Source organism: Arthrobacter sp. (assembly GCF_031988865.1).
Classification (GTDB): domain Bacteria; phylum Actinomycetota; class Actinomycetes; order Actinomycetales; family Micrococcaceae; genus Arthrobacter_B.
Window position 1 is genome coordinate 1 of the sequence record NZ_DALZXY010000019.1, and the last position, 26,367, is coordinate 26,367.

Below are 26,367 nucleotides of genomic sequence, written 5' to 3' on the forward strand. Positions count from 1 at the left end.
GCCTGGGCCGGACGGTTGTCGCCGGTGCGGTTCCCGCCCTGACCGGCAGCGGACGCTGCCCAAGGCTGCGCGGCAGCCGGGGCCTGCTCGGCGCCGGCTGCATTTTGGCCGTACGTTCCCCCAGCGGGTGCTCCGGATGCAGCAGGACCCTCAGGCGTCTTCGGAGCCGGGGCCGGCTTCGGTGCCCGGCGCAGCGGCACGGCATCCCGCGCCACCGGGTGGGCCGGGATCTCCGTGCGGGACTGGAACTCCTCAGCGAACGGCGGGATGTGCGGTGCGAAGGTGGTCGCAGCGACCAGCACCACGGACCCGACCAGGCCGATCAGTGATCCCACACTGAAGACATAGACAAGCTGCAGGAAGAAGAAAACTACGGCCAGGACCGCGATCACGGAGGCGAACTGGTCCACGGACAGCGAACCCACCCGGATGCGCATGCCCGGGGACAGGCGGCGGGCTATAAACAGGCCTGCGGCCAGCAGCGGCATAACGATGCCGATGCCCACGTAGAAGAGGCTGAATGCCGTCCACAGGTTCAGTCCGGTGCCAATGGAGAAGGGCAGAACACTGCCTACCAGCATCACCAGGACGGCCGAGCCCACCACGATGTCACGCAGCCCGAACGGTCCGGCTATCGCCTGGTGCCCGGTTCCCTCCGCTGAGGCCTGCCGCGGCGCTGAGGCATCCGCGGCCGTGCTGGCCTCGTTCTCGACATGGGGATGGTTCATTCTGGTCTCCGTTCCGACAGCAGCCAGCCGGAGGGCGGGTGCGCCGACCGTGCAGGGCACCGCATGCGCGGTGCCACAAGAGGTTTGCTATCAGTGACAGCCTAGTCAACGCCAGCAGGACAGACTACCCGGACCGGCTCTCCGGCAGGCTGCAGCGGCTACCGTTCATCGCATAATTACCCCGCTTCACGGAGGCCGATGTGAGCGTTGACACATCAGCGTTCCACTGGCGCTAGGGTTAGGAACACATCCGAATAGCCCCGCCGTCCGGGCCCCTGCCCGGCCAACGGCCGGGTCCAAGCCAACCGAAAGGGTCCGAGATGCCTGAACAGCCTCCGGTCAAGCAGCACGGTGACGCACTGGAGAACCTCTACCAGGAGCACCGCAGCTTTCCGCCGAGCGCAGAATTTGCCCAAGCCGCAGTGGTACAGCCGGAGCTATACGAGGCAGCTGCCGCGCAGGGTCCGGAGTTCTGGGCAAAGCAGGCACGCGAACTGCTGACCTGGGACGAGGACTTCACGCAGACCCTCGACTGGTCCGATGCCCCCTTCGCCAAATGGTTCGTGGGCGGCAAGCTCAACGCCTCCTACAACGCGCTGGACCGCCACGTCGAAGAAGGCCGCGGCGACCGCGTCGCCATCTACTTCGAGGGCGAGCCCGGTGACACCCGCACCTACACCTACGCCGAGCTCACCGAAGAGGTCAAGAAGGCCGCCAACGCGTTCGAGTCCCTTGGAGTTTCCAAGGGCGACCGGGTCGCCGTCTACCTTCCGATGATCCCTGAAGCGGTCATCACCATGCTGGCCTGCGCCCGGATCGGCGCCGTCCATTCCGTGGTTTTCGGTGGATTCTCCGCCGACGCGCTGCGCAGCCGGATCGACGACGCCGAGGCCAAGCTGGTCGTCACGGCGGACGGTTCCTACCGGCGGGGCAAGCCGAGCCTGCTGAAGCCCGCCGTGGACGAGTCGCTGCGGAAGGAAGGGCACACGGTAGGCCACGTCCTCGTCGTCAAGCGCAACGGCGAGCCGGTGGACTGGACCGAGGGCCGCGATGTCTGGTGGGACGACGTCGTCTCCTCCGCGAGTGCCGAGCACACTCCTGTGCCGCATGACTCCGAACACCCGCTGTTCATCCTCTACACCTCCGGCACCACGGGAAAGCCCAAGGGCATCCTGCACACCACCGGCGGCTACCTGGCGCAGACCGCGTTCACCCACCGGGCCTCGTTCGATCTGAAGCCGGAAACCGATGTCTACTGGTGCACGGCGGACATTGGCTGGGTCACCGGCCACAGTTACGTCACCTACGCTCCGCTGGTCAACGGCGCCACACAGCTGATGTACGAGGGCACCCCGGATACCCCGCACCAGGGCCGCTGGTGGGAGCTGGTGGAGAAGTACAAGGTCAGCATCCTCTACACCGCGCCGACGGCGATCCGCACCTGCATGAAGTGGGGCCGGGACATTCCGCAGAAGTTCAACCTCGATTCCATTCGTGTGCTCGGCACCGTGGGCGAACCGATCAACCCCGAAGCCTGGATGTGGTACCGCACCGTCATCGGCGGCAACGGCGGCAAGAAGGAGACCCCCGCGCCGATCGTGGACACCTGGTGGCAGACCGAGACCGGCGCCCACATGATCGCCCCGATGCCCGGAGTCACGGCCACCAAGCCGGGTTCCGCCCAAGTTCCGGTTCCGGGCATCACCGTGGACGTCGTCGACGAAATGGGTGAGCCGGTGCCGAACGGCTCCGGCGGCTTCCTGGTCATCCGTGAACCCTGGCCCGCGATGCTGCGCGGCATCTGGGGCGACCCGGAACGGTTCAAGGAGACCTACTGGTCCCGGTTCGACGGCATGTACTTTGCCGGCGACGGCGCCAAGAAGGACGCGGACGGCGACATCTGGCTGCTCGGCCGGGTCGACGACGTGATGAACGTATCCGGTCACCGGCTCTCCACCACGGAGATTGAGTCCGCCCTGGTCAGCCACCCCTCGGTGGCGGAGGCCGCCGTCGTCGGCGCCACGGATGCCACCACCGGTGAGGCCGTGGTCGCGTTCGTGATCCTGCGCGGCAGCGCCAAGGACGACGACGACATTGTCACCACGCTGCGCAACCACGTGGGCAAGGAGATCGGACCGATCGCCAAGCCGCGGCACATCCTGGTGGTCCCCGAGCTGCCCAAGACCCGCAGCGGCAAGATCATGCGGCGCCTGCTCAAGGACGTGGCCGAGGGCCGCGAGCCCGGCGACTCGAGCACCCTGGCGGACAACACGGTGATGTCCCAGATCGCGGAGTCCCTGCGGAAGTAGCCCGCTTCCCTCATCGAGACAGCAGAAACTGCTCTTTTCAGGCCTTCGGCCCGAGAGGAGCAGTTTCTGCTCTCTTGGGGAGAGGGGACGCCGGAGGCCCCGCAACGAATCGTTATCTTGGGCCCTTCAAAGTGGCGAAAGCTGCACACAGCTAGCAGAATCAGCACTTGTGTCTATTTCCCCCGCAGCAGTGAACCCCGCCCAGCGTTCGCGGATGGCCCGCAGGGTCGCCGGTGCCTCGTTCGTCGGAACAGCACTGGAATCCTACGATTTCTACGTTTTCGGCACGGCCGCGGCCCTGATCCTCAACCGGGTGTTCTTCCCCGAAGTGGATCCGCTGACCGGCACGCTGTTTGCCTTCCTGTCGCTCGGCATGGGCTTCGTCGCCCGCCCGCTGGGAGCCGTGCTCTTCGGGCATATCGGCGACCGGATCGGGCGGAAGAGGTCGCTGATCTACACGATTGTCCTGATGGGCGTGGCCACCGGCGTGATCGGCCTGCTGCCGGACTACGGCACCATCGGCATCTGGGCACCCATCCTGCTGGTGGCCCTGCGGCTGCTGCAGGGCCTGGCCGTGGGCGGGGAATGGGGCGGCGCCGTCCTCATTGCCAGCGAGCACGCCGAGCCCCGGAAACGTGCGCTCTATGCCGCGATTCCCCAGATCGGCTCCCCGGTCGGCACGATCCTGGTCACCGGCACGTTCCTGATCCTTACCCAGGTCTCCCCCCAAGCCATGGAAGCCGGCGTCTGGCGCATCCCGTTCCTGCTGGCGTTCCCGTTCATGGCGGTGGCCCTGTACCTGCGCCTGGCCATCGACGAAACTCCCGTCTTCAAGGACGTCGCCGGCCACGACCAGGTGGCCCGCGTACCGCTCCTTGAGGTGCTGCGCACCCAGCCCGGCGCCGTCGTCGCCGCCATGGCCGCCGCACTGCTGGGCATCGGCTCCTACTTCCTGATGACCACCTATACGCAGGCCTACGGCACCACCCAGCTCGGCCTCTCCGAATCCACGGTGCTGAACGCAGCCCTGGTGGGTTCGGTCCTGCAGCTGGCCACTATTCCGGCGTTCGGCTTCCTCGCCATGAGAATCGGCTCCGCGAAGGTGGTGGCAGCCGGAGCCATTGGCACCCTGCTGATCTCCTTCCCGCTGTACTACCTGATCAGCATCGCCAACCAGCCGGTCTACATCCTCACCATCCTGATCGGCGGCATCTTCCCGACGGCGGCGTGGGCGGCGCTCGGCGGACTGATGGCGGACCTGTTCCCGGCACGGACGGGCTTCACCGCCATGTCCCTGGCCTACAGCTTCGCGGGGATCCTGGCCGGCTTCACCCCGGCAGTCACGCAGCTCTTCTCCGATGCGACCGGAGCGGCCTGGTGGCATCCCGGCGCGGTACTGGCCGTGATGTCGCTGATTACCATCGGCGGGGCGCTGGCCGCCGGCCGGATGATCAGCACCCGGTCGCTGACCGGGACAAGTACGGCCGTTGCGGCATAGTTGACCCCATGACTACCGAACGCACGCGCAATCTCCTGGTCCTCAACGGGCCCAACCTGAACCTGCTGGGTACCCGCGAACCCGCCGTTTACGGTACGGGCACCCTCGAGGATGTCGAAGCTACGGCCGTCACGGCCGCCGAATCACACGGCTGGACGGTGGACTGCATCCAGTCCAACCACGAGGGCGACCTGCTCGACGCCATCCACGGTGCTCCGGGGCTCGCGGATGCGATCGTCATTAACCCGGCAGCGTACAGCCACACCTCCGTGGCCCTCCGGGACGCACTCTCCGGTGTTGGCCTGCCCGTGGTGGAGGTGCACCTGAGCAACATCCACAAGCGCGAGGAATTCCGCCACCACTCCTTTGTCTCCGCGGTGGCCGAGGTTGTGATCTGCGGTGCCGGGATCGCCGGCTACCGGATGGCCGTGGACTACCTGGCGGAGTCGCTGGACGCCGCCGCCGGGGCCTAAATCAAGCGCTACTCACTGATGCACTCGCCGGGCGACACCGCGCTGCGGTAGGCCGGCGCTGCTTCAGCGATCGGGGCCAGCTCGGCCAGGGACAACGCGTAGCCGATCGGCTGGTCGCCGGTGGTCTTCGCGAACACCACTCCGGCGACGCGTCCGTCAATGTCCAGCAGCGGTCCGCCGGAGTTGCCCTGCTGCACGTTGGCCGCCAGGGTGTAGACCTCCAGGACCTCCGGCGATGTGCCGTAAATGCTGCGGACCGAGACATTCCCCAGGTTCTGGACCATGGCCGGCTGCAGCCGGAACGGTCCGCCCGCGGGGTACCCCGCGAAGGCCGCAGTGGTCCCGTTGGGAAGCTCTTCCCCCAGTGGGATCGGATCGGCCTGGAGATTCTCGACGGCGATCACGGCCAGGTCCCGAGCGGGATCGAAATGCACCACCTTGCCGGGGAGCACTCCGCCGCCGGGAACCTGGACAACGGGCTCACTCACCCCGGCCACCACGTGCGCGTTGGTGACGACCCTGTCCTTGGCAATCACAAACCCGGATCCCGTCTGGTTCTGACCACACTGAAAGGCTGTGCCGGTGATCTTCAGGACCGACGCGGAGGATGACGTCAGCGCCTCGGAGCTGATTCCCTCACTCGGTACTTCCGCTGCCAGCGGAGCCCCGCTGTCGAAGATCCGGGGCAGGCCCTCATCCAGCGTGAAGGACCGGATCTGTGCCGTCCACGTCTTTACCGGATCCGGTGTCACCGTGGCGATTGCCGAAAGGACCCGGGACGAGGCGATCTGCTGCGACAGGAACGGCATGCCCAGGGTGGCGATGCTGAAGGCCAGCATGGACATCACCACGGCTGCCACCAGGACATTCAGGGCCCCACCCAGGATCCGGTCCAGGGCGCGCAGCGGAGCGAAGTTGAACCACCGCCGGACCCCGGCTCCCAGGGCCGCGCCGGCGGCGTGTCCCACCAGGACCAGCACGACGGCGGTGGCGATGACGGCGGCCAGCCGCCAGCCTTCATCGGGCACCCAGCCGGACACGAGCGGGATCGCGAAGAACGCTGCTGCGGCGCCGGCAACGAAGCCGACAATGCCCCCGAGGGTTACGGCGAGACCGTTGCGCAGGCCTGCCAGGAGATAAAAAAGGAGGGCAAGCAGCAGGATGATGTCCAGAACGGTGAGTCCGAGCACAAAGAGCTCCAATAGGATGTAAGTACGCGTGCGGCTGCCAGGGAAGAGCCCTTTGAATCCCGAGTCTAGCGGGCAGCACTGACGATTCCCTGGCGGTGTTACCCGGGCCACAGAAGTCGGAGGCTTTTTATCATCCGAGGGCGAACAAAGCTATTGCGGGTGTCACATGGACGTTCAGTGCGGCAAGATAGTACAAGCGACAACTATTTACAGGAGATTTCATGGATATCGAGGTATTGCGCCGTGCGCCTTTGTTCGCCTCATTGGGAGACGACGTCTTCGCCGCTTTGACCGACGAGCTCACCGAAGTCGATCTTTCGCGCGGGGCCTCTGTCTTCCGCGAGGGCGATCAGGGTGACCAGCTCTATTTCATCGTGTCCGGAAAGATCAAGCTCGGGCGTTCGGCCCCTGACGGCCGCGAAAACCTGCTGGCCATTCTTGGCCCGGGCGAACTGTTTGGCGAAATGGCCCTCTTCGATCCCAGTCCCCGGACCGCCACGGCCACCGCAGTGTCCGAGACCCGTCTGGCCGGACTGCGGCACGAGAACCTGCGTGCCCTGATCGATTCCCGCCCGGAGGTGTCCGTCCAGCTGCTGCAGGCCTTGGCCCGCCGGCTGCGCCGCACCAACGAGTCGCTGGCGGACCTGGTCTTCTCCGACGTTCCGGGCCGCGTTGCCAAGGCGCTCCTGGACCTGGCTGACCGCTTCGGCCGCCCGGCGACGGACGGCATCCTGGTTGCCCACGAGCTGACGCAGGAAGAGCTGGCCCAGCTGGTCGGTGCCTCCCGTGAAACCGTGAACAAGGCCCTTGCTGAGTTCGTCCAGCGCGGCTGGCTGCGCCTCGAGGCCCGCGCCGTCGTCATCCTGGATGTCCAGCGCCTGCGCCAGCGCTCACGCTAAAGCCTTCTCCGCCAAAACGGCACCGTTCCCCCCGGGGGAAACGGTGCCGTTTTGCTTTGCTTGGTTTCCATTGCCGGTCAACGTCCGCGCTGGCCGGAACCTTCCGCGGTGTCACTGACCGTGACCTGCAGGACGTATTTGCCATCCGTTTCCACCAGTTCAGGCTGATACACGGAGGTGGGGCGGCGGTGGGCCAGATAGGCGATGCACCCGCGTGCCTTCGCCAGCTTTTCGATCATCAGGAGCACGGCAGGGACGGTCAGCTGAGCCAGGGTCAAGCCCACGGTGTCCGGCTGGCCCACCTCGTCGCCGAGGGCGGTGGTGTTCTGCCGTTCCGCCTCGTGCGCCGCGATGCACCACTCGCCCCAGACGCCCTTGCCCTCAAGCAGTGATGTTTCCTGGCCAATGGGCTGGACCGCCGCGAAGTACCGCGTGTCGAAGCGTCGAAGCGCGAAGTCTGCCGTCCGCCAGTTGGAGAGCGGACGCAGCAGGTCCGTGCGCAGCCCCAGCCCTCGGCGGGTGAGCAGTTCCGGGAAGGACTTCTCTCCGGCGGCAATGCCAACACGCGCAGCCATCCAGTCCAGACCACGGTTGCTCTCCAGCAGGGTGGAAGAGTCCGGGCCGGCGAGCAGCACGCCGGTCTCCTCGAAAAGTTCGCGGATCGCGGCCACAACATGCCGTCTTGCTTCCTGCGGGTCGTCCATCCCGAGGACCTTGGCCCACTCCGACGGGGTCGGGCCGTACCAGGTCACGGCGTCGTCGTCGGCGGTTTCCACGCTTCCACCCGGGAACGCGATCTTCCCGAGGGGCGACTCGCCCCGGCGGTAGCGCAGGAACGTTTCCGCGCCATCCCGGGAGTCCCGCAGCAGCAGCACCGATGATGCCTGGCGGGGCTTGCGCGGGGCAGTCTCCCCGCGCTCGAACCAGCTTTCAGCTGCCGCCTCTTGCCAAGGCGGCAGCTGAAAAGAACGGGTGGGTGAACTAGGCAAACTCAGCGATCACTTCCACTTCCACCGGGGAATCCAGTGGAAGTACGGCAACGCCGACGGCGGAACGGGCATGGCTGCCTGCCTCACCGAAGACCTGGGCGAGCAGCTCGGAAGCGCCGTTAATCACACCGGGCTGCCCGGTGAAGGACGGATCAGAGGCCACGAAGCCCACCACCTTGACGATCCGGGTCACCCGGTCGAGGTCGCCGATCTGCGACTTGATGGCCGCCAGGGCGTTCACTGCGCAGCGTGCGGCATAGGTCTTGGCATCCTCGGCGCTGACCTCGGCACCTGCCTTCCCGGTGGCAGGCAGTGCGCCGTCGATGAACGGCAGCTGTCCGGAGGTGTAGACGTGGTTCCCGGTCACAACGGCCGGAACATAGGCGGCCACCGGGGCGGCGACCTCCGGCAGCTCCAGTCCCAGCTCGGCGAGCCGGCGCTCGACGGCGGAGGCTGCCTCAGGAGCGGCGCTCACTAGCTTTTCTCCCGCTTCATGTAAGCCACGGCTCCGGTTCCGTTCGGCGCGGGGGTGATCTGCACCAGTTCCCAGCCTTCTTCGCCATGCATGTTCAGGACCGCCCCCGGCGTGTGAAGAGGAAGCGGTGTGATGAAGTATTCCCATTTGCTCATGATCCAAAGACTAGCGCGTGCTTGTAGACTGATCGGCATGGCAGCTAGCAAATCTCCTTTTTTTGACACGGCTACCACTCTGGGAAAGATTGTCGCCTTTTTTGGTGTGAGTGCGCTCTCCGGCGTACTCGCCGCCGGTCTTCTGGTTCCGGTGGCCGCCGCGGCGGGTACCGCGGCCTCCGGGTCCCTGCAGTTCTTTGACCAGCTGCCATCGGAACTGCAGCGCGGTGCCCTGGCCCAGCCTTCCAAGATCTATGCCAATGACGGCTCGCTGATCGCCACCATGTATGAGGAGAACCGCCAGCCGGTAACGCTGGACGAGATTTCGCCGCACATGGTGGACGCGATGCTGGCCATTGAGGATGACCGCTACTACGAGCATGGCGGCGTGGACCTGCAGGGCATCTTTGGCGCCATCGTCTCCAACGCCACTTCTGACCGTACCCGCGGTGCTTCGACGATCACCCAGCAGTACGTGAACAACGTGATCATCGATACCAACATGCAGGAAGGCGGCGAAGTCGTCTTCAGCGGGCAGAAGACCATCGGCGACAAGCTGCGCGAGATGAAGCTGGCGATCGCCGTCGAAAAGGAACTGAGCAAGGACGAGATCCTAGAGGGCTACTTCAACATCGTGCCGTTCAGCGGGACCACCTTTGGAGTCCAGGCGGCGTCGAAGTACTTCTTCAATGTGGATGCCAAAGACCTGAGCATCGCGCAGTCAGCGCTGCTGGCCGGCGTCGTCAACGGTCCCACCTATTACAGCCCGGAGCTGAACCCGGAACGTTCCCTGGAGCGCCGGAACCTGGTGCTGAAGGCCATGCTGGACAAGGGCCGCATCTCGCAGGAGGAGTACGACACCGCGGTTGCCACGGGGCTGGACCTGGCTATCACCCCGGTGCTGAACGGCTGTGTGGGCGCCGAACAGGCCCCCTACTTCTGCGACTACGTCAAGCAGCTGGTCCTCAACGACGACCGCTACGGCGCTACGTACGAGGACCGGGACAAGCTGCTCTACCGCGGCGGCCTGAGCATCACCACCACCTTGGACCCGGCCCTGCAGAGCGCAGCGCAGGCGGCGATCAATGAGACCGCCAACCCGGACACCACCGACCCCGAGATCGGCCACTCCATGGTGAGCGTCGAGCCGGGGACGGGCGACATCAAGGTCATGGCCCAGAACACCCGCTTTACGCCTGAGCTGGCGGACGGAAACTCCGTGCAGAACTTCAACGTGGATGTTTACCAGGACGGTGATCCAAACAAGTACCTCGGCGGCCTCGGCGGCTTCCAACCGGGATCAACGTACAAACCGTTCACCGTTGCAGCTTGGCTGGATGCCGGCAAGACCTTGAACACCACTCTCGACGGCAGCAAGCGCACCTATCCCGTGGGCACCCGCTGGAATGCCAGCTGCTACGGAGGCGCCTACGTCAGCACCGACCCGTGGACGCCGATCAACTACGGGGACACAAACTACAAGAACACCACCGTCCTGGACGGCCTGGCGAACTCCTACAACACCATTACCCTGGCCGAGGCCCGGGAACTGGACCTGTGCAAATTCCAGGAGATCGCCTTCGCCGCCGGTGTCCACAACGGCAAGGGCGACTCCGGTGAGCGGGAGATGCTCTCGGTCGATCCGCCGTCGACCTTTGGCGGTGGCGGCGACGCTTCGCCGCTGTCCATGGCCACCGGTTTCGCGACGTTCGCCGCTGACGGCCTGCAGTGCGAACCGCGGGCCCTGGTGTCCGTGAAAACCCCGGAAGGCACCGAACTTCCGGTTCCGGAGCAGGACTGCGAACAGGTCATGAAGAAGGAAGTCGCCCAGGGCGTCAACATGGCGACCCAGCGGGTGATGACCAACGGCTCCGGCATCAACCTGCAGGTCGGCGTGCCGACGGCAGGCAAGACCGGCACCAACGACTTCCGGTCCCAGACCTGGTTCATGGGCTACAGCACGGGCCTCTCCACTGCAACGTGGATCGGTAACTGGAAGGCCAACAACACCACCATGTCGGACAAGCTGATCGGTGGCCGGACTTACCCCGAGGTTGATGGTTCCCTGATTGCCGGCCCGTCCTGGAAGAACTTCATCCAGCGTGTCCCGGGTCAGTACGAGGCCAATCCGTTCCCCGCCCCGCCGGCCAACGTCGTCGGCCAGACGGCGCCGCCGCCCGCACCTGCACGCTCCGCCTCACCCAGCGGGCCCGGGCAGGGCAACAACGGCAACAATGGCAACAACGGGCAGGGCAACGGCAACGGGAACGGCAACGGCAACAACGGCAACGGCAACGGCCAAGGCGACGACTGACCTTGACGACACCCAACACGCTCCCGGCCCTTAAATCCGCGGCCTGGGTTGCCGGCAGCATGGCTGCTGCCGGCGCCGGCGCCCTGGCCTACGGCTCCCTGATTGAGAAGAACCTCTTCGGCATCCGGACCGAGTCGGTGCCCGTGCTCCCCCCTGGCAGCAAACCGCTGCGGGTCCTGCACCTTTCGGACATCCACTACGTCCCTGGGCAGGCCCGCAAAACCCGCTGGCTGCATTCCCTCGCGGATCTGGAACCGGATCTGGTGGTGAACACCGGGGACAACCTCAGCCACCGCGAGGCCATCCCGCCGCTGCTGGAGGCGCTGAAGCCGCTGATGCGTTTCCCCGGTGTCTTTGTGCCGGGCTCGAACGACTACTACGCCCCGGTGCTGAAGAACCCGTTCACGTACTTCACCGGCCCCTCGAAACAGCGCAAGGAGCCGGCGAAGCTGCCGCACGGGCAGATGTTCTCCGCCTTCGGCAACGCGGGTTGGGTGGGCCTAAGCAACCGGAACCAGTCGATCGTGCTGGGCGGGCTTCGGCTGGACTTCTCCGGCGTTGACGATCCCCATCTGAAACGCGACCGCTACGCCGGTTTCCCGGCGGGAAGTTCGACGTCGGATACCGCCCGCCACCTGCGCATCGGCGTCGCCCACGCCCCATACCAGCGGGTGCTGGACTACTTCACCGACGGCGGCGCCAAGCTTATCCTCGCCGGGCACACCCACGGCGGGCAGGTCTGCATCCCGGGCTACGGTGCGCTGGTGAGCAACTGTGACCTGCCGACCTGGCGGGCCAAGGGCCTCACCGACTGGGAGCACAACGGCCGCACGGTACCGCTGAATGTCTCCGCCGGAATCGGCACCTCCCGCTTCGCCCCGGTGCGCTTCGCCTGCCGGCCCGAGGCGGTCCTGCTCACGCTCACGCCCGCGGCAAGCTAGCTCCGCCCAACCCCGCGAGAGCACAGAAACCGCTCCGAAGACGGCTCAAACCGGCAGTTTCCGCCCTCAAGGTGGGGAGCTGCAGGGGTGCAGTGGCCTACGATTGAGCCGTATCGGTCCGCGCCCTGCACCGTGCGGACCTTCTCAGTTCGAAGAGGACCCATGCCCCCGCAGACAACTTTGTGGCAGTCCCTGGGGCGCCTGTACCCGCACATCAAGCCGATCCTTCCGCGCCTGTTTCTCGGGTTCCTCAGCGCGGTTGGTGCCAGCATTGTCGCCCTGGCGATCCCCCAGGTCCTGCGGATCCTGGTGAACTCCTACCTGCACCCCGGCGGTGCGGTCTCCGCCCTTTGGTGGGCCGCCGGAATCGTGCTGCTGCTTGGTACCCTCGAGGCGGCCTTCATGGCACTGCGCCGGCAATTCGCCGTCGCACCGGCCACCACCGTGGAAACCAGCCTGCGCACCTCCTTCTACCGGCACCTGCAGGACCTCTCCGTCGCCTTCCACGACCGCTGGGGCTCGGGACAGCTGCTCTCCCGTGCGATGAGCGACCTGAACCTGATCCGCCGCTGGATGGCGTTCGGGGCCATGATGCTGGTTGTCACGGCGCTGACCGTGGCCATCGGCGTCACCATCATGTTCTTCACCTCCTGGCAGCTCGCGCTCGTGTTCCTGCTCGCGGCCGTTCCGATCGTCGTGTACGGCTTCCGCTTCCGCCGCTTCTACGGCCGGGTCTCCCGGCAGAGCCAGGACCAGGCCGGTGACCTGGCCACCACGGTGGAGGAATCCGTCCACGGCATCCGCGTGCTTAAGGCCTTCGGGCGCAGTACCGAGGCGCTGGATGCCTTCGGCGAGCAGGCTGAGGAACTGCGCCAGACCGAGGTCTACAAGGCCAATTCGCTGGCCAAATTCTCCCTGGTCATTACCCTGCTGCCCGAGGCCGCGCTGGCGGTGTCCCTGGTGCTCGGCATCCTGCTGGTCAATGCGGGTGAGCTCAGCATCGGCTCCCTGGTGGCCTTCTTCGCCACGGCCGCGGTCGTGGCCGGGCCGGTGGAGTCCATGGGCCCGCTGCTGTCCATGACGCTGACGGCCAAGACCGCGATCGACCGGCACTTCGAAGTCATGGACGCAAGGCGCACCATCACCGACCCGCCGGAGCCACGGCAGCCACCGGACACGGCTGGGGTGCGCGGCAACCTGGCCTTCGACGACGTCCACTTCGCCTACCCGAACGCGGCAGCGGAGCGGCCGGACGTGCTCGACGGCGTCACCCTGGACCTGCGCGCGGGCGAAACCATGGCGCTGGTTGGGATCACTGGCAGCGGAAAGTCCACGCTGCTCCAGCTGGTCCCCCGGCTGTACGACGTCACGGGCGGGAGCATCCGGATCGACGGGGTGGACCTGCGCGAGTATTCCCTGGCGGACCTGCGCTCACTGGTGGCGGTCGCGTTCGAGGACACCACGCTGTTCTCCAGCTCCGTCCGGGACAATGTCCTGCTCGGCGCCGATGCAGCAAATAACGCCGAGGCGGAGCAGCTGCTGACGGAAGCGCTCGACGTCGCGCAGGCCCAGTTTGTCTACTCACTGCCCGACGGCGTGGACACCCTGATCGGGGAGGAAGGGCTGAGCCTGTCGGGCGGGCAACGCCAGCGGATCGCCTTGGCCCGGGCCATCGCAGCCCGGCCCAAGGTCCTGGTTCTGGATGATCCGCTCTCCGCCCTGGACGTACGGACCGAGGAGCTGGTGGAGCACCGGCTGCGCGAGGTCCTGGCGGAAACCACCACCTTGGTGGTGGCACACCGGCCCTCCACGGTCTCGCTCGCCGACCGGGTGGCACTGCTCCAGGACGGACGGATCTCCGCGGTGGGAACGCATGCCGAGCTCCTGGCAGGCAATGAGCACTACCGGCATGTCATCGCGAGCCTGCCCACCGCTCCGGTGGACCTGGACAGCGATCTGGAAACCGGAAACGAAGACGGGGTGGTCCTGTGAGCCGGTTCAGCATCCGCCGCGGCGGCACTCCCCTGCCCGGGAACTCCCCCGGGCTGGAGGCCGGCACCGGCACCGCCGGGGAGGACAACGTCAACCTGGACCGGGCCCAAAGCCAGGCCGTCCGCCGCCGCTCCCTCGCCCTGCTGCGTTCCCTGCTGCGGCCCAACCGCGGCCGGTTTATCCTCACGATCATCCTGGTCGTGATTTCACAGGCCGCCCGCGTGGCCGGCCCGGCGATCATCGCCTACGGGATTGACCACGCCCTCCCGGCCTTGAACGACGGCAGCTCGGTCCCGCTTCTGCTCTCCGGCGGTGCGTACCTGCTCGCGGCCATCCTGGCCGCGGCACTGACCGCCGGCTACGTCCGTTCCACCGCACAGCTGAGCCAGGCGATGCTGCTGGACCTGCGGCTGCGGGTCTTCCGGCATACCCAGCGCTTGAGCCTGGAATTCCATGAACGGTACACCTCCGGGCGGATCATTTCGCGGCAGACCTCGGATCTGGAGGCGCTGCGCGAACTGCTGGACTCCGGGATCAGTTCGCTCGCGTCCGGGGCCATGTTCATGATCTTCACAGCGGCCAGTATTTTCCTCCTGGACTGGCGCACCGGAGTGCTGCTTTGTGTGGCGTTCGTCCCGATGTTCCTGCTGACCCGCTGGTACCAGAAGCGTTCGCAGATCGCCTACCGCGCGTCCCGGGTGACCTCGGCCCGGCTGATCGTGCATTTCATCGAGACCATGACCGGCATCCGGGCCGTGAAGGCCTTCCGCCGGGAGAAGGTCAATGCCGCGAAGAATGACGAGCTGGCCCAGGATTACCGCCGGGCCACGCTGCGCTCGATCAACCTCAACGGCGTCTTCCAGCCGGGCCTGATCCTGATCGGCAACGCTACGGTGGCGCTGGTGCTGCTGGTGGGCGGCTACCGGGTGCTCGACGGCGGCCTGGAAGTCGGTGCGCTGCTGGCACTTCTGCTCTATGCCAAGCGTTTCTTCCAGCCGGTGGATCAGATGGCGATGTTCTACAACTCGTTTCAGTCCGCTTCCGCGGCGCTCGAGAAGGTGTCCGGACTGCTGGAGGAAATCCCGACCGTGCGGCCGCCGAAGAATCCGGTGGAGTTGAAGGATGCCAAGGGGGACATAAGGTTCGACGGCGTGGAGTTCCGGTATGGTGACGGGCCGCTGATCCTGCCACGGTTGGACCTGCATATTCCGGCCGGGCAGACGGTGGCCCTGGTGGGACAGACCGGCGCCGGGAAATCGACGCTGGCCAAGCTGATCGCGCGTTTCTACGACCCCTCCGCCGGCGCGGTGCTGCTGGACGGCGTGGACCTGCGGAACCTCACCCAGCGGGACCTGCGCCGCGCCGTCGTGATGGTGACGCAGGAGGCGTTCCTGTTCAGCGGCTCCGTGGCGGAGAACATTGCCCTGGGCCGGCCCGGCGCCTCCCCGGAGGAGATTGAGGCGGCTGCCCGGGCGGTGGGTGCGCATGAGTTCATCGAGTCCCTGCCCGAGGGATACGCGACCGATGTGAACAAGCGCGGCGGCCGGGTCTCGGCCGGACAGCGGCAGCTGATCAGCTTCGCCCGGGCATTCCTGGCCGATCCGGCGGTGCTGATCCTCGATGAGGCCACCTCCTCACTGGACATCCCCAGCGAGCGGCTGGTGCAGCAGGGGCTGAAAACCTTGCTGGGCAGCCGGACGGCTTTGATCATCGCGCACCGGCTCTCCACCGTGGAGATCGCTGACCGGGTGCTGGTGATGGACTCCGGCGAGGTCGTGGAGGACGGAACGCCGAAGGAACTGACCAGCGGAACCGGACGCTTCGCGGCGCTCAACGCTGCCTGGCAGGATTCCCTCGTGTAAGTGTTGTTTCACCCGGCCAGACGCTGAATTTCGCGCTCCCGCAGGTTGTCGAGTACACTTGTAAAGTTGCTTCGGCGGGAGGGAAACCTTCACCAAAGCAGTGGTTACGGGGTGTGGCGCAGCTTGGTAGCGCGCGTCGTTCGGGACGACGAGGTCGCAGGTTCAAATCCTGTCACCCCGACCAAAACACAGAAGGACCTGCCGGATTCGGCGGGTCCTTTTTGTGTTCTGAGCCTGCGTCCCTTGCGCCGTCCGTTGCCGCCGGTAAGCTCGGGTTCACTCTCTGCCCCGCCACCCAGGAGTCGCTATGGCCGTCCGTGTAGACCTCAACGTATCCCTCGATGGTTACGCCACCACCACCGACCAGACACCGGAGCACCCGTTCGGCCAGGACTGGGGCCGGCTGGTCGGCGCTTACGCAGCCACCCGCACCTTCCGCGAGCGGGTACTGCACGAGACCCGTGGCGAGGGCACGACAGGCGTCGACGACAAGTATGCCGAAGCCTACTTTGAGGGCGTCGGGGCCGAAATCATGGGAGCAGGGATGTTTGGCCTGCACAATTTCCCGGAGGACCCGGACTGGCAGGGCTGGTGGGGCGACGAGCCGCCGTTCCGGGTGCCGGTCTTTGTTCTAACCCATACTCCGCGTCCAGCGATCGAGATGGCCAACGGTACCCGCTTCGAGTTCCTGACCGCTTCCCCCGAGGAGGCCCTGGAACGGGCCACGGACACCGCCGCCGGCAAGGACGTCCGGATCGGCGGTGGGCCCACGGTGGTCAAATCATTCTTGGAGGCAGGGCTGGTGGACCAGCTGCACGTTGGCATCGCACCCATCCTGCTCGGCCGCGGCATCAATCTGTGGGAGGGCCTCCGCGGACTGGAAGACGCCTACGACGTCAGCTCCGAATCAGCGGAGAGCGGTACCGTCCATCTGACGTTCCGAGGGTAAACCTGACGCTGCCTCCCAACCTTCACCGCGCATCGGGCAACCGGGCGCAGGTGTGCCTCCCGACATGCGTTCCTGGGACGAGAACGCCCGGCGCGCGGTTTCCCACCCAGTGTTACCCCTGTGGCAGCTGGGTTCTCACTAGCTAACTCCTGCACCACTCGCTGGGAAACTACGTCCCTCCCCCCCTGATGCCCGGGACCAGAGACGCGAAATGGCCCCGGGATTTCCCCGGGGCCATTGGCGCGCTGCAGGCTAGGCGAATGTCTCGCCGGTCAGCCGCTCGTACGCGTCGACATAGCGGGCACGGGTGCGTTCGACGACGTCGGCCGGCAGCGCGGGCGGCTGGGTGTCCGAGGCCTTGTCCCAGCCGGACTCCGGGGAGGTCAGCCAGTCCCGGACATACTGCTTGTCGAAGGACGGCTGCGCCTGGCCGGGCTCGTACAGCGACGCATCCCAGAACCGCGAGGAGTCCGGGGTCAGCACCTCATCACCCAGGGTCACGAGGCCGGTGGCCGGATCCAGCCCGAACTCCACCTTGGTGTCCGCCAGAATGATCCCCCGTTCCCGGGCAATCGCCTCGGCGGTCGTGTAGATCTCCAGGGTCAGGTCCCGGATCTTGGCTGCGGTTTCGGCACCCACAGCGGTGACGACGGCGTCGTAATTAATGTTTTCGTCATGTTCCCCCACCTCAGCCTTGGCCGAGGGGGTGAAGATCGCCGGGTCCAGGCGCGAGCCGTCCACCAGGCCGGCCGGCAGCGGCACGTCACAGACGGTCTGGGACTGCTTGTACTCGATGAGCCCGGAACCGGTGAGATAGCCGCGGGCGATGGCCTCCACCGGGTACATCGCCAGTTTTTTGCAGATCATGGCGCGCCCGGCGACCTCCGCCGGCACACCTTCGTCTGCGGAAATCACGTGGTTGGGAATGTTCTTCAGCTGGTCGAACCACCAAAGGCTCAGCTGGGTCAGGATCCGGCCCTTGTCCGGAATGGTGCTGGAGAGCACATGATCATAGGCGCTGATCCGGTCGCTGGCGACCACCAGCACCCGGTCCTGCGCGGCATCCGGGCCCTCCGGGACATACAGGTCCCTGACCTTGCCGGAGTAGACGTGCTGCCAGCCTTGCAGCTGCGGTGCCAGGCTCATGAAAGTTCCTTCTCGTTGTCGATGCCGGCACTGCCGGCCGGCACCACGATCTGCCCGCGGGAGGCCTTGAGCGCAATGTCCGTCCGGTGCTGGGATCCTTCCAAACCGATCTCGGCGACCCCGGCGTACGCCAGGTCGCGTGCCTGGGTCAGGTTCTCCCCCAGGGCGACGACGGCGAGCACCCGCCCACCGGCGCTGACGATCTCAGCGTTATCGATCCGGGTTCCGGCATGCAGCACGTGCACGCCCTCGATGGCCTCGGCTTCGGCCAGGCCCAGGATCGGGTCGCCGGTGCGGGGGGTGTCCGGGTAGTTTTCGGAAGCGACGACGACGGCGACGGCCGTGCGCGCGTCCCACTTCAGCTGCTCCATGGCATCCAGTTCGCCCTTGGCGGCAGCCAGCAGCAGCCCGCCAAGCGGGGTCTTCAGCCGGGCCAGCACGGCCTGGGTTTCCGGGTCGCCGAAGCGGGCATTGAATTCGATCACGCGCATGCCGCGGGAGGTCAGGGCCAGCCCGCAGTACAGGACCCCGACGAACGGGGTGCCGCGGGCGGCCATCTCATCAACGGTGGGCTGGGCAACACGGGCAATGACGTCGTCCACCAGGTGGGCTGGAGCCCATTCGAGCGGTGAGTAGGCGCCCATGCCGCCGGTGTTGGGCCCTTCGTCGTTGTCGAAGATGCGCTTGAAGTCCTGCGCCGGGGCGAGCGGCACCACGTGCCGGCCGTCGGAGAGGACAAAGAGGGAAACTTCGGGTCCGTCGAGGTATTCCTCGATGACGACGGTGCCGCCGGCGTCGAAGCACGCCTGGGCGTGCGCCAGGGCCTCATCTCGATCGGATGTGACGACGACGCCCTTGCCCGCGGCGAGTCCGTCATCCTTAACCACATAGGGAGCGCCGAAGGTATCGAGCGCATCAGCGGCTTCCTCAGCCGTCGCGGCCACCCGCGCCATGGCCGTGGGGACGTTGGCCGCAGCCATCACCTGCTTCGCGAATGCCTTGGAGGCTTCGAGCTGGGCAGCTTCCCTGGACGGCCCGAAGACCGGGATGCCGGCATCGGCCAGGGCGTCGGAGACGCCCGCGGCGAGCGGAGCCTCCGGGCCGACGACAACCAGATCGGAACCGAGGCTGCGGGCCAGTTCCGTGACAGCTGCGGGATCGCTGGCGTTGATGGGGTGGACTGGCACAATCTGGGCGATCCCGGCGTTGCCGGGAGCCGCGTGGACTTCGGAAACGTAGGGGTCGGCCAGCAAGGCCCGGACAATGGCGTGTTCGCGGCCACCGGGGCCAACAACGAGAACCTTCACAATCATTCAGCGTACTGGCAGGGACGCGCGGCCTGAAAGCCGGTGCATCAGCATGACGGCGCCCGCCGGACCGTATCGCCCTGATGCGTTGCCCGCGCCGTACCGGCGGGCGGATAGTAATTGGTGGCGGATGCAACGGGGCCGCCGGCGCGCACAGTGGGGCAGACGGGCACGATGGCTGTGCTGGGGCGGTCATCGCGCCCCCTGTCTCACCTCGTGCGTCCCTCACTTTCCTCCGGACTCCGCGGCGGTGCGCTCCCGCATCCACCGTTTGAAGTAGATGACGGTCATGACGGTAACGATCAGCGGGAGAACCGGGATATAGAGCCCGGGTTCCCAGATCAGCATTCCGACCATGACAGCCCAGAGCAGCACGGATGCAACCGCCCAGCGCACCACCTTCCGCCCGGTGACGGGTCCGGGAGCCGCTTCCTCCCCCTTGGCCAGCCGCTGCTTGCGTTCCTCCAGCGCAGCGCGGCCGGTGGGTGCCAGGATGGCCAGCGCCACGATGAACGTCAACAGGCCAGCTGTCAGCTCCGTCATCCCCAAGTTCTCCAGCAGTCCACGGACCAGGGTGCCGAGGAGGAACGCCCAGAGAAACGCCCAGAAGAAAAAGCGCCGGCGTTTAGGTGGCAGGCCCTCCCACGTTCCATCCCACCGGGCGGGCTCGTCCGGACGCTCTGTGCCCACGACAGTTCCCCCTTTTTGTGGTCGTCACCGGGCTGGCTGGCCCGCTCTCCAGACTGTGGCGGCAAACCTACGTCCTCCGTTCCACTCCGGCAAGAACCCGGCCGGCATTCCCGCGCGCGTCCCGAAGTGTGCACCGGTCTTTCGTAGACTTGGCGGTATGCCTGCCACTTTTACTGCCGCTGATGCCGTCGAACTCGCCGTTGTGGAACGCAATGGCTTCATCGAGTCCCGGCACGTGGGCTCCGCCGTCGTTCTCTCCGGAGACGGGTCGGTGGTGACCGCCCTCGGTGACATCACGACGCCGGTCTTCCCCCGGTCCTCGCTCAAGCCGTTCCAGGCGGTCGCCGCCATGCAGGCCGGGGTTCCGCTGCGCGGGCCCCAGGTTGCGCTGGCCGCAGCCAGCCACATCGGCGCCAAGGAACACACCGACGTCGTGCGCGGCATGCTGCAGGCCGCCGGCCTCACCGAAGAAGACCTGCAGTGCCCGGCGGACTGGCCGCAGGATGAGGAGGCCCGCTCCGCGCTGGTCCGCGCCGGCAAGGGCAAACAGAAAATTGCGTTCAACTGCTCCGGCAAGCACGCGGCGTTCCTTTGGGCCTGCACCGAAAACGGCTGGGACACCGATACCTACCTTGACCCGCAGCATCCGATGCAGCAGGGCGTCGCCCGCGTCATCGAAGAGTTCTGCGGCGAGGTTCCCGCCCACTGGGCCGTGGACGGTTGCGGCGCTCCCCTGGCGGCGGTCTCCCTGACCGGCCTTGCCCGCGGCATCGGCCGGCTGGCCCAGGCACCGTCCGGCAAACACGGCGATGCACGCGCCGCCACGGTTGCCACCACCATCCTCGACTACCCGTGGGCAGTTCACGGTTCCGGCCGGGAAAATACCGTGGTGATCGAGGACCTCGGCATCATCGCCAAGAGCGGCGCCGAAGGCGTCCTGGTCCTGGGCACCGCCACCGGTGCCTCCGTGGCGCTGAAGATGCTCGACGGCAACGGCCGCGCCGCAACGCTCGTAGGCCTGACCCTGCTGGCGGCGAGCGGGGCCATCGATCCCGAGCGTGTCTTCAAGGTCCTCGCCAAGGTGGTGCCTCCGGTGCTCGGCGGCGGGAACCCGGTTGGCAGCCTCCGGCTCGCCGCCCCCGTCACGGCACTGCTGGACTGAAACATGGCACGACGCAGGATTTCCTCAGCTGACGGCAGTGCCGCGCTCGCCGCTGCAGCAGCCGGCGGAGCAGACCGGCCCACCACGGCGACGGCGGTTCGCTACGCACTCGAGGAGCTGGCCGAACGGGTTCCGGGCAACAGCGTGGAAGTCCGGGTGCCGCCGTTTGGTGTCACTCAGTGCATCCCCGGGCCCCGCCACACGCGCGGCACTCCGCCGAACGTCGTGGAAACCGACGCGGCGACCTGGCTGGCTCTGGTAACGGGGTCGTTGAGCTGGGCGGAGGCCGTCGCCGCCGGGAAAGTCTCCGCTTCGGGGCTGCGCGCAGACCTCTCAGAGTGCCTTCCGCTGTTTCAGCGGTTCCGCGGCAGCGGGCAGCCTTAGGCTCTACTGCCGGTAGAATTCCTGTATGACTTCCGAGCAGCACAGCCCTGAGCGCCGCGAGATCACTATCCGCCGCGCTCCCCGCTTCGTTCCCTTTATGGTGCTGGGCGCGGTTGTCGCCTTCGTAGTTGCCCTCTTTATGGCCTACACCGGCCAGGAAAACCCGGAGTACACCCGCGAGGCCGTCCTGGGCTTCTTCTTCGTGGTTCTCGCCCTGCCCGGCGTCGCCCTGGGCTCGATCGCCGCCCTGATCCTGGACCGCATCAGCGTCCGCCGCGCCAAGCACGCCGTCGTCGAAGCTGCCGATGATGAGCCCGGCAACACGGGTGGATCCCCCGCCGCGTAACGCACCGTCCGGGAACAGGTTGCACGCGGCGATCATGAGAGAATGAGTTCCATGGCACGCGGTGACGGAAAGCTTTCCCACGATCTCATGCCCGGCGAGAAAGGTCCGCAGGATGCCTGCGGCGTTTTCGGTGTCTGGGCCCCCGGCGAAGAGGTAGCGAAGCTTACCTATTACGGACTTTACGCTTTGCAGCACCGCGGACAGGAGTCCGCCGGCATCGCGACAAGCGACGGTAAACGGATCAGCGTTTACAAGGACATGGGGCTGGTCTCCCAGGTCTTCGACGAGACCACCCTGAACACCTTGGTGGGGCACATTGCCATCGGCCACTGCCGCTATTCCACCACCGGCGGGTCCCACTGGGCGAATGCGCAGCCGACACTCGGCGCCACCTCCGCCGGTACCGTGGCTCTGGCCCACAACGGCAACCTCACCAACTCCGCGGAACTGTACGAACTGATCCTGGAACGCCAGGGCCGCCCCCGCGCCGGCGAAATCGCGCAGGGCAACACCTCTGACACGGCCCTGGTTACGGCACTGCTCAACGGCACCGACGAACGGACCCTGGAGGAAACCTCCCTCGAGCTGCTGCCCAAACTGCGCGGCGCGTTCTCCTTCGTCTTTATGGATGAAGGCACCCTGTACGCCGCCCGTGACACCTACGGCGTCCGGCCGCTGGTGCTGGGCCGCCTGAACCGGGGCTGGGTCGTCGCTTCCGAAGGCTCCGCCCTGGCCACCGTCGGTGCAACCTTCATCCGCGAGATCAAGCCCGGTGAGTTCATCGCGATCGATGAGAACGGGATCCGTTCCCGGATGTTCGGGGAGCCGACGCCGGCCGGCTGCGTTTTCGAGTACGTGTACCTGGCCCGCCCGGATGCCTCCATCAATGGGCGCTCGGTCTATGAATCCCGCGTGGAAATGGGCCGCCAGCTGGCCCGCGAGCATGCGGTGGAAGCGGACATCGTGATCCCGGTGCCGGAATCCGGCACACCGGCGGCCGTGGGCTACGCCGAGGAATCCGGCATCCCGTTCGCTCACGGTTTCGTCAAGAACTCCTATGTGGGCCGGACCTTCATCCAGCCCAGCCAAACCCTGCGCCAGCTGGGCATCAAGCTGAAGCTCAACGCCCTGGAATCCGTGATCCGCGGCAAGCGCGTAGTGGTGGTGGACGACTCCATCGTCCGCGGCAATACTCAGCGGGCCATTGTTCGGATGCTGCGGGAAGTCGGCGCGAAGGAAGTTCACGTCAAGATCTCCTCTCCGCCCGTCCAGTGGCCGTGCTTCTACGGCATCGACTTCGCTTCCCGGGCCGAGCTGATCGCCAACGGCGCCGAGGTCGAGGAAATCTGCGCGTCCATCGGGGCGGATTCCCTGGCCTACATCTCCGACGACGGAATGATCGGAGCTACCCAGCAGCCGCGTGAGAAACTCTGCACCGCGTGCTTCACGGGCAACTACCCCATCGCACTTCCTCCCGCTGACCGCCTGGGCAAGAACCTGCTGGAGAACCCCGCGTCCGCGGATGGTTCCGATGGCTGCGATCCCGGGCCGGACAGCGAATTCGAGAATCTCCTGACCCCCACAGACAAGAAAGAATCAGTATGAGCGCGAGCGAAAACGCCATCACCTACGCCTCCGCGGGTGTGGATGTCGAAGCCGGTGACCGGGCCGTTGAACTCATGAAGGCAGCCGTCAAGGCGACCCACAATGACAGCGTCATCGGCGGGGTGGGCGGATTCGCCGGACTCTACGATGTCTCCCGGCTCCTGACCTACAAGAAGCCGCTGCTGGCGACCTCCACCGACGGCGTCGGCACTAAGGTCGCCATCGCCCAGGCCCTCGACATCCACCACACCATCGGATTCGATCTGGTCGGCATGGTGGTGGACGACATCGTCGTCGTCGGCGCCGAACCGCTGTTCATGACCGACTACATTGCCTGCGGCAAGGTGGTCCCGGAACGCATCGCCGACATCGTGCGCGGCATTGCCGCTGCCTGCGAGGTGGCGGGCACCGCACTGGTCGGCGGGGAGACCGCTGAACATCCCGGCCTGCTCGGCGTTGATGAGTACGACGTCGCCGGTGCCGCCACCGGTGTTGTCGAAGCTGCCGATCTGCTTGGCCCGGAGCGGGTGCGCCAGGGCGACGTCGTTATTGGCATGGCGTCCTCCGGCATCCACTCCAACGGCTACTCCCTGGTCCGCCGCGTAGTCAACCATGCCGGCTGGCAGCTGGAGCGCCAGGTCCCGGAGCTGGGACGCACGCTCGGTGAAGAGCTGCTGGAGCCGACCCGCGTGTACGCCGCCGACTGCCTGGACCTGGCCCGCTTCGCTCCCGCCGGAGTCCACGGCTTCAGCCATGTGACCGGCGGTGGCCTCGCCGCGAACCTCGCCCGGGTCCTGCCCAAGGGACTGGAAGCCACCGTCGACCGCTCCACCTGGTCACTTCCCCCGGTCTTCAAGCTCGTGAGCGAACTGGGCAACGTGCCGCTGCCGGACCTGGAGCGGACGCTGAACCTCGGCGTAGGTATGGTCGCGATTGTCGACGCCGCCGGCGCGGACGCAGCCCTGGCCCGCCTGGCCGAGCGCGGCGTCCCGGCATGGACCATGGGCACCGTGGGTGCTGCCGGGGAACCCGACACCGCGAACCCGGACTACGTCCAGGGCGCCAAGGGTGTCGACGGCGGCGCCGTCCGGCTGGTTGGCAGCTACGCCTAGGCGCGTACAACAGCACTAAAAGAGGGTGGCTGCTCCGTTCGGAGTAGCCACCCTCTTTTGCTCTGTTCTTAAAGATTGGGGTGTGCCCCTGCAAAAACCCTCTTTAACGCCCTTCAGCGGATCCACCGACCGGTGATCCGCTGAAGGAGGGCAATTGGGCTTGCCGAAAAACGAGTGTCGCTGCATCTAGCCGATGCGGCGGGAATCCTCGTCCTCGTCGTCTTCCTCGCCAAATTGATCTGCGTACTTATCCTCGTACGCCGAGTAGTCCGGCTCAGCCGGTTCCTCGGGATATCGACTCGACGGACGGCTCGAAGGTCCTGACAGCTCTCGCTGCAGGGCCGAGTAGTCCGTGGCAGGAGTGAAGTACTTCATCTCGCGTGCCTGCTTGGTTGCTTTTGCCTTTTGACGGCCGCGCCCCATGGCGTGACCCCCTTTTTGCGTCGATCCGGAGGTGGTCGCTCGGGCAGAAGAGCGAGGCCCCGGAATATTTGGTCAATTTGTCGTAAGTACAGGTTACATGTTTTCCCGCTGCGTTGGGCCTCTGCGACCCGGCACACGCACTCAACTTCCAAGTTTAGTCCCTATCCCCTACCGACGCGTACTGCGCGCTCACCTGCAAATTCGCTAAAGTCAGGGAAGAACAGACGTTGCGGGACACATGCGCGGCCATCAACAGGGAGGACAGACGTTCACCATGAGCGATCAGAAGCGGACGCCACGGGCAGGATCACCCCTGCCGGCGGAGTCCCTGCGGCCCTCCCCGCCGCTGAAGGGCAACGCTGTCCCCAAAGGTTCCGGGGCAAAGCCTCCAGCTGCAAAGGCAGCACCGCCTGTCCGGAACAACCCCGCTACAAGGAGCATTCCAGTTATTAAACCGCAGCCAGCCCGAGGGCGTCCCGCACCCCAAGATGCCGCCTCCCCCGGTACCGCCGGTGACCCCGGGCAGCAAGGCAAGCCAGGTAAACCTGCCAAATCCGGCAAGCTGGGCAAATCAGGCAAGCGCATACCGGGTGCCAAGCGTCCGGCCGCCGCCCCAAAGGGCACGGTAGCCAAGGGCCTGCTCGGCTCCAAGGGCGGAGCCAAACGGCCGCTGCGCACAGGCCCGGGCGCCAAGGATGCGTCGGGCCCCGCTGACGAGCCCACCCTGCCACCGGAGCAGCCCACCGGGGCTGCGGCGTCGGACGCCGAGAAACCGAAGGCGGCACCAGCCGAAACCGAGGAAGCAGATTCAGCCGCGGATTCGACCGCCACACGAGCCGAATCAGCACTGGCAGCGGGGCCAACCGGCGAAACGGAACCAGGGCCGGCCGCCGGCTCCTCCGCAGAACCTGCGGACGGACCAGGCGGAGGCGTGGCCGATCTGGTCTCCCACACCGAGGCACCGGCCTGGCTCTCCGGCGACGGTTCGCACGACACCGAACTCTGGACCGAAGTCTTCGATACTCAGGTGCAACAGGGTGCACCTGCCGAACCCAAAGTTGTTCCAGTGGAAGAGATCCACCTGACCGAGCCTTCGCTGGACGCTCCCATCATCAGCGCGGACGCAGCCGAAGCGGCCTCCCTTCCAGAAACCGCCGCCGAAGTACGGGCAGTGTCAGAGGAAGCGGCAGAAGCAGGCAAGCAGGCCGGAATTCCCGAGCCTGCCCCCGAAGGCACGGAAATCGCCGTCGACGCCGGCGAGGGCGTCACGGTTTTGGATCCGGAAACCACGGAACCGACGGGCGACGCCGACGCGGAGGCGGGCGACCCTGCGGCTGAGGCTGGTGACGCTGCGGCGGAGGCTGGCGACCCTGACGCGGAGGCGGGCGACGCCGAGGCGAAGACCGGCGACCCTGACG

General features: G+C 66.4%; 22 protein-coding genes, 1 tRNA gene and 2 pseudogenes. 16 read left to right on the forward strand and 9 right to left on the reverse strand.

Features of this window, described 5'->3' with window-relative positions; translation table 11 throughout:
* Positions 1-728: pseudogene (locus tag RTN46_RS05480) on the reverse strand (hypothetical protein); the annotation flags it as partial.
* A 320-nt stretch (positions 729-1,048) separates the two neighbouring features.
* On the opposite strand from RTN46_RS05480, the gene acs reads away from it, so the two are divergent.
* From acs to aroQ, 3 genes are all read left to right on the forward strand, one after another.
* A complete protein-coding gene (gene acs, locus RTN46_RS05485; protein WP_312179666.1) occupies positions 1,049-3,037 on the forward strand; it encodes an acetate--CoA ligase in 1,989 nt (662 codons plus the stop codon).
* 169 nt (positions 3,038-3,206) lie between these two features.
* Positions 3,207-4,535, forward strand: a complete 1,329-nt coding sequence (locus tag RTN46_RS05490) for an MFS transporter (protein ID WP_312179668.1) — start codon at positions 3,207-3,209, stop codon at positions 4,533-4,535.
* An 8-nt stretch (positions 4,536-4,543) separates the two neighbouring features.
* Positions 4,544-5,008 (forward strand): type II 3-dehydroquinate dehydratase, encoded by a 465-nt coding sequence (gene aroQ / locus RTN46_RS05495; protein WP_312179670.1) that lies wholly within the window; start codon positions 4,544-4,546, stop codon positions 5,006-5,008.
* An 8-nt stretch (positions 5,009-5,016) separates the two neighbouring features.
* Here the strand turns inward: aroQ and RTN46_RS05500 are convergent, their stop codons facing one another.
* Entirely contained in the window at positions 5,017-6,198 is a 1,182-nt protein-coding gene (locus RTN46_RS05500) for a MarP family serine protease (protein ID WP_312179671.1), read from the reverse strand.
* A gap of 221 nt (positions 6,199-6,419) precedes the next feature.
* On the opposite strand from RTN46_RS05500, the gene RTN46_RS05505 reads away from it, so the two are divergent.
* Positions 6,420-7,097, forward strand: coding sequence for a Crp/Fnr family transcriptional regulator (locus RTN46_RS05505; protein ID WP_312179672.1), 678 nt, complete (start codon positions 6,420-6,422; stop codon positions 7,095-7,097).
* A gap of 77 nt (positions 7,098-7,174) precedes the next feature.
* On the opposite strand, the gene RTN46_RS05510 is transcribed toward RTN46_RS05505, so the two are convergent.
* The 3 genes from RTN46_RS05510 to RTN46_RS05520 are packed head-to-tail and all read right to left on the reverse strand — an operon-like array spanning position 7,175 to position 8,716.
* Positions 7,175-8,086, reverse strand: coding sequence for an NUDIX hydrolase (locus RTN46_RS05510; RefSeq protein ID WP_312179673.1), 912 nt, complete (start codon positions 8,084-8,086; stop codon positions 7,175-7,177).
* Entirely contained in the window at positions 8,079-8,561 is a 483-nt protein-coding gene (locus tag RTN46_RS05515; protein WP_312179675.1) for a RidA family protein, read from the reverse strand. Before RTN46_RS05515 ends, RTN46_RS05510 begins: the two co-directional genes overlap by 8 nt.
* Entirely contained in the window at positions 8,561-8,716 is a 156-nt protein-coding gene (locus RTN46_RS05520) for a DUF4177 domain-containing protein (RefSeq protein ID WP_312179676.1), read from the reverse strand. Before RTN46_RS05520 ends, RTN46_RS05515 begins: the two co-directional genes overlap by 1 nt.
* Before the next feature lie 37 nt (positions 8,717-8,753).
* On the opposite strand from RTN46_RS05520, the gene RTN46_RS05525 reads away from it, so the two are divergent.
* From RTN46_RS05525 to RTN46_RS05550, 6 genes are all read left to right on the forward strand, one after another.
* Entirely contained in the window at positions 8,754-11,030 is a 2,277-nt protein-coding gene (locus RTN46_RS05525; RefSeq protein WP_312179678.1) for a transglycosylase domain-containing protein, read from the forward strand.
* Between the two features lie 59 nt (positions 11,031-11,089).
* Positions 11,090-11,971, forward strand: a complete 882-nt coding sequence (locus RTN46_RS05530) for a metallophosphoesterase (RefSeq protein WP_312179710.1) — start codon at positions 11,090-11,092, stop codon at positions 11,969-11,971.
* Between the two features lie 162 nt (positions 11,972-12,133).
* Positions 12,134-13,963 (forward strand): ABC transporter ATP-binding protein, encoded by a 1,830-nt coding sequence (locus RTN46_RS05535; RefSeq protein ID WP_312179679.1) that lies wholly within the window; start codon positions 12,134-12,136, stop codon positions 13,961-13,963.
* Between the two features lie 53 nt (positions 13,964-14,016).
* Positions 14,017-15,825 carry an ABC transporter ATP-binding protein gene (locus tag RTN46_RS05540; protein ID WP_312179712.1) on the forward strand — a complete coding sequence of 603 codons (1,809 nt, stop codon included), beginning with the start codon at positions 14,017-14,019 and terminating at the stop codon, positions 15,823-15,825.
* Positions 15,826-15,932: 107 nt separating this feature from the next.
* Positions 15,933-16,009 (forward strand) — tRNA-Pro (locus tag RTN46_RS05545).
* A 123-nt stretch (positions 16,010-16,132) separates the two neighbouring features.
* A complete protein-coding gene (locus RTN46_RS05550) occupies positions 16,133-16,774 on the forward strand; it encodes a dihydrofolate reductase family protein (protein WP_312179680.1) in 642 nt (213 codons plus the stop codon).
* Between the two features lie 252 nt (positions 16,775-17,026).
* Here the strand turns inward: RTN46_RS05550 and RTN46_RS05555 are convergent, their stop codons facing one another.
* The 3 genes from RTN46_RS05555 to RTN46_RS05565 all read right to left on the reverse strand — a co-directional run bounded on the left by RTN46_RS05555 (position 17,027) and on the right by RTN46_RS05565 (position 19,917).
* Positions 17,027-17,920, reverse strand: coding sequence for a phosphoribosylaminoimidazolesuccinocarboxamide synthase (locus tag RTN46_RS05555; protein WP_312179681.1), 894 nt, complete (start codon positions 17,918-17,920; stop codon positions 17,027-17,029).
* Positions 17,917-19,227, reverse strand: a complete 1,311-nt coding sequence (gene purD / locus RTN46_RS05560) for a phosphoribosylamine--glycine ligase (protein WP_312179714.1) — start codon at positions 19,225-19,227, stop codon at positions 17,917-17,919. Before purD ends, RTN46_RS05555 begins: the two co-directional genes overlap by 4 nt.
* 225 nt (positions 19,228-19,452) lie before the next feature.
* Complete coding sequence (locus RTN46_RS05565) at positions 19,453-19,917, reverse strand: hypothetical protein (protein WP_312179683.1); 465 nt, start codon at positions 19,915-19,917, stop codon at positions 19,453-19,455.
* Positions 19,918-20,074: 157 nt separating this feature from the next.
* Here RTN46_RS05565 and RTN46_RS05570 point away from each other — a divergent pair, with 157 nt between their 5' ends.
* From RTN46_RS05570 to purM, 5 genes are read left to right on the forward strand one after another with little or no spacing between them, the layout of a single operon-like run.
* On the forward strand, positions 20,075-21,079 hold the full coding sequence (locus tag RTN46_RS05570; RefSeq protein ID WP_312179684.1) for an asparaginase: 1,005 nt from the start codon (positions 20,075-20,077) through the stop codon (positions 21,077-21,079).
* 3 nt (positions 21,080-21,082) lie between these two features.
* Positions 21,083-21,463: a sterol carrier family protein gene (locus RTN46_RS05575; protein ID WP_312179685.1), complete on the forward strand. Its 381-nt coding sequence runs from the start codon at positions 21,083-21,085 to the stop codon at positions 21,461-21,463.
* A gap of 25 nt (positions 21,464-21,488) precedes the next feature.
* Positions 21,489-21,809, forward strand: coding sequence for a hypothetical protein (locus RTN46_RS05580; RefSeq protein ID WP_312179687.1), 321 nt, complete (start codon positions 21,489-21,491; stop codon positions 21,807-21,809).
* 51 nt (positions 21,810-21,860) lie between these two features.
* Complete coding sequence (purF, locus tag RTN46_RS05585; RefSeq protein ID WP_312179715.1) at positions 21,861-23,414, forward strand: amidophosphoribosyltransferase; 1,554 nt, start codon at positions 21,861-21,863, stop codon at positions 23,412-23,414.
* The gene (purM, locus tag RTN46_RS05590; RefSeq protein WP_312179689.1) at positions 23,411-24,526 is read left to right on the forward strand and encodes a phosphoribosylformylglycinamidine cyclo-ligase; all 1,116 of its coding nucleotides are present in this window, start codon (positions 23,411-23,413) and stop codon (positions 24,524-24,526) included. The genes purF and purM overlap by 4 nt, the downstream gene beginning before the upstream one ends.
* A 186-nt stretch (positions 24,527-24,712) precedes the next feature.
* Here the strand turns inward: purM and RTN46_RS05595 are convergent, their stop codons facing one another.
* The gene (locus RTN46_RS05595) at positions 24,713-24,949 is read right to left on the reverse strand and encodes a DUF3073 domain-containing protein (RefSeq protein WP_312179690.1); all 237 of its coding nucleotides are present in this window, start codon (positions 24,947-24,949) and stop codon (positions 24,713-24,715) included.
* Positions 24,950-25,223: 274 nt separating this feature from the next.
* Here RTN46_RS05595 and RTN46_RS05600 point away from each other — a divergent pair.
* Positions 25,224-26,367: pseudogene (locus RTN46_RS05600) on the forward strand (hypothetical protein); the annotation flags it as partial.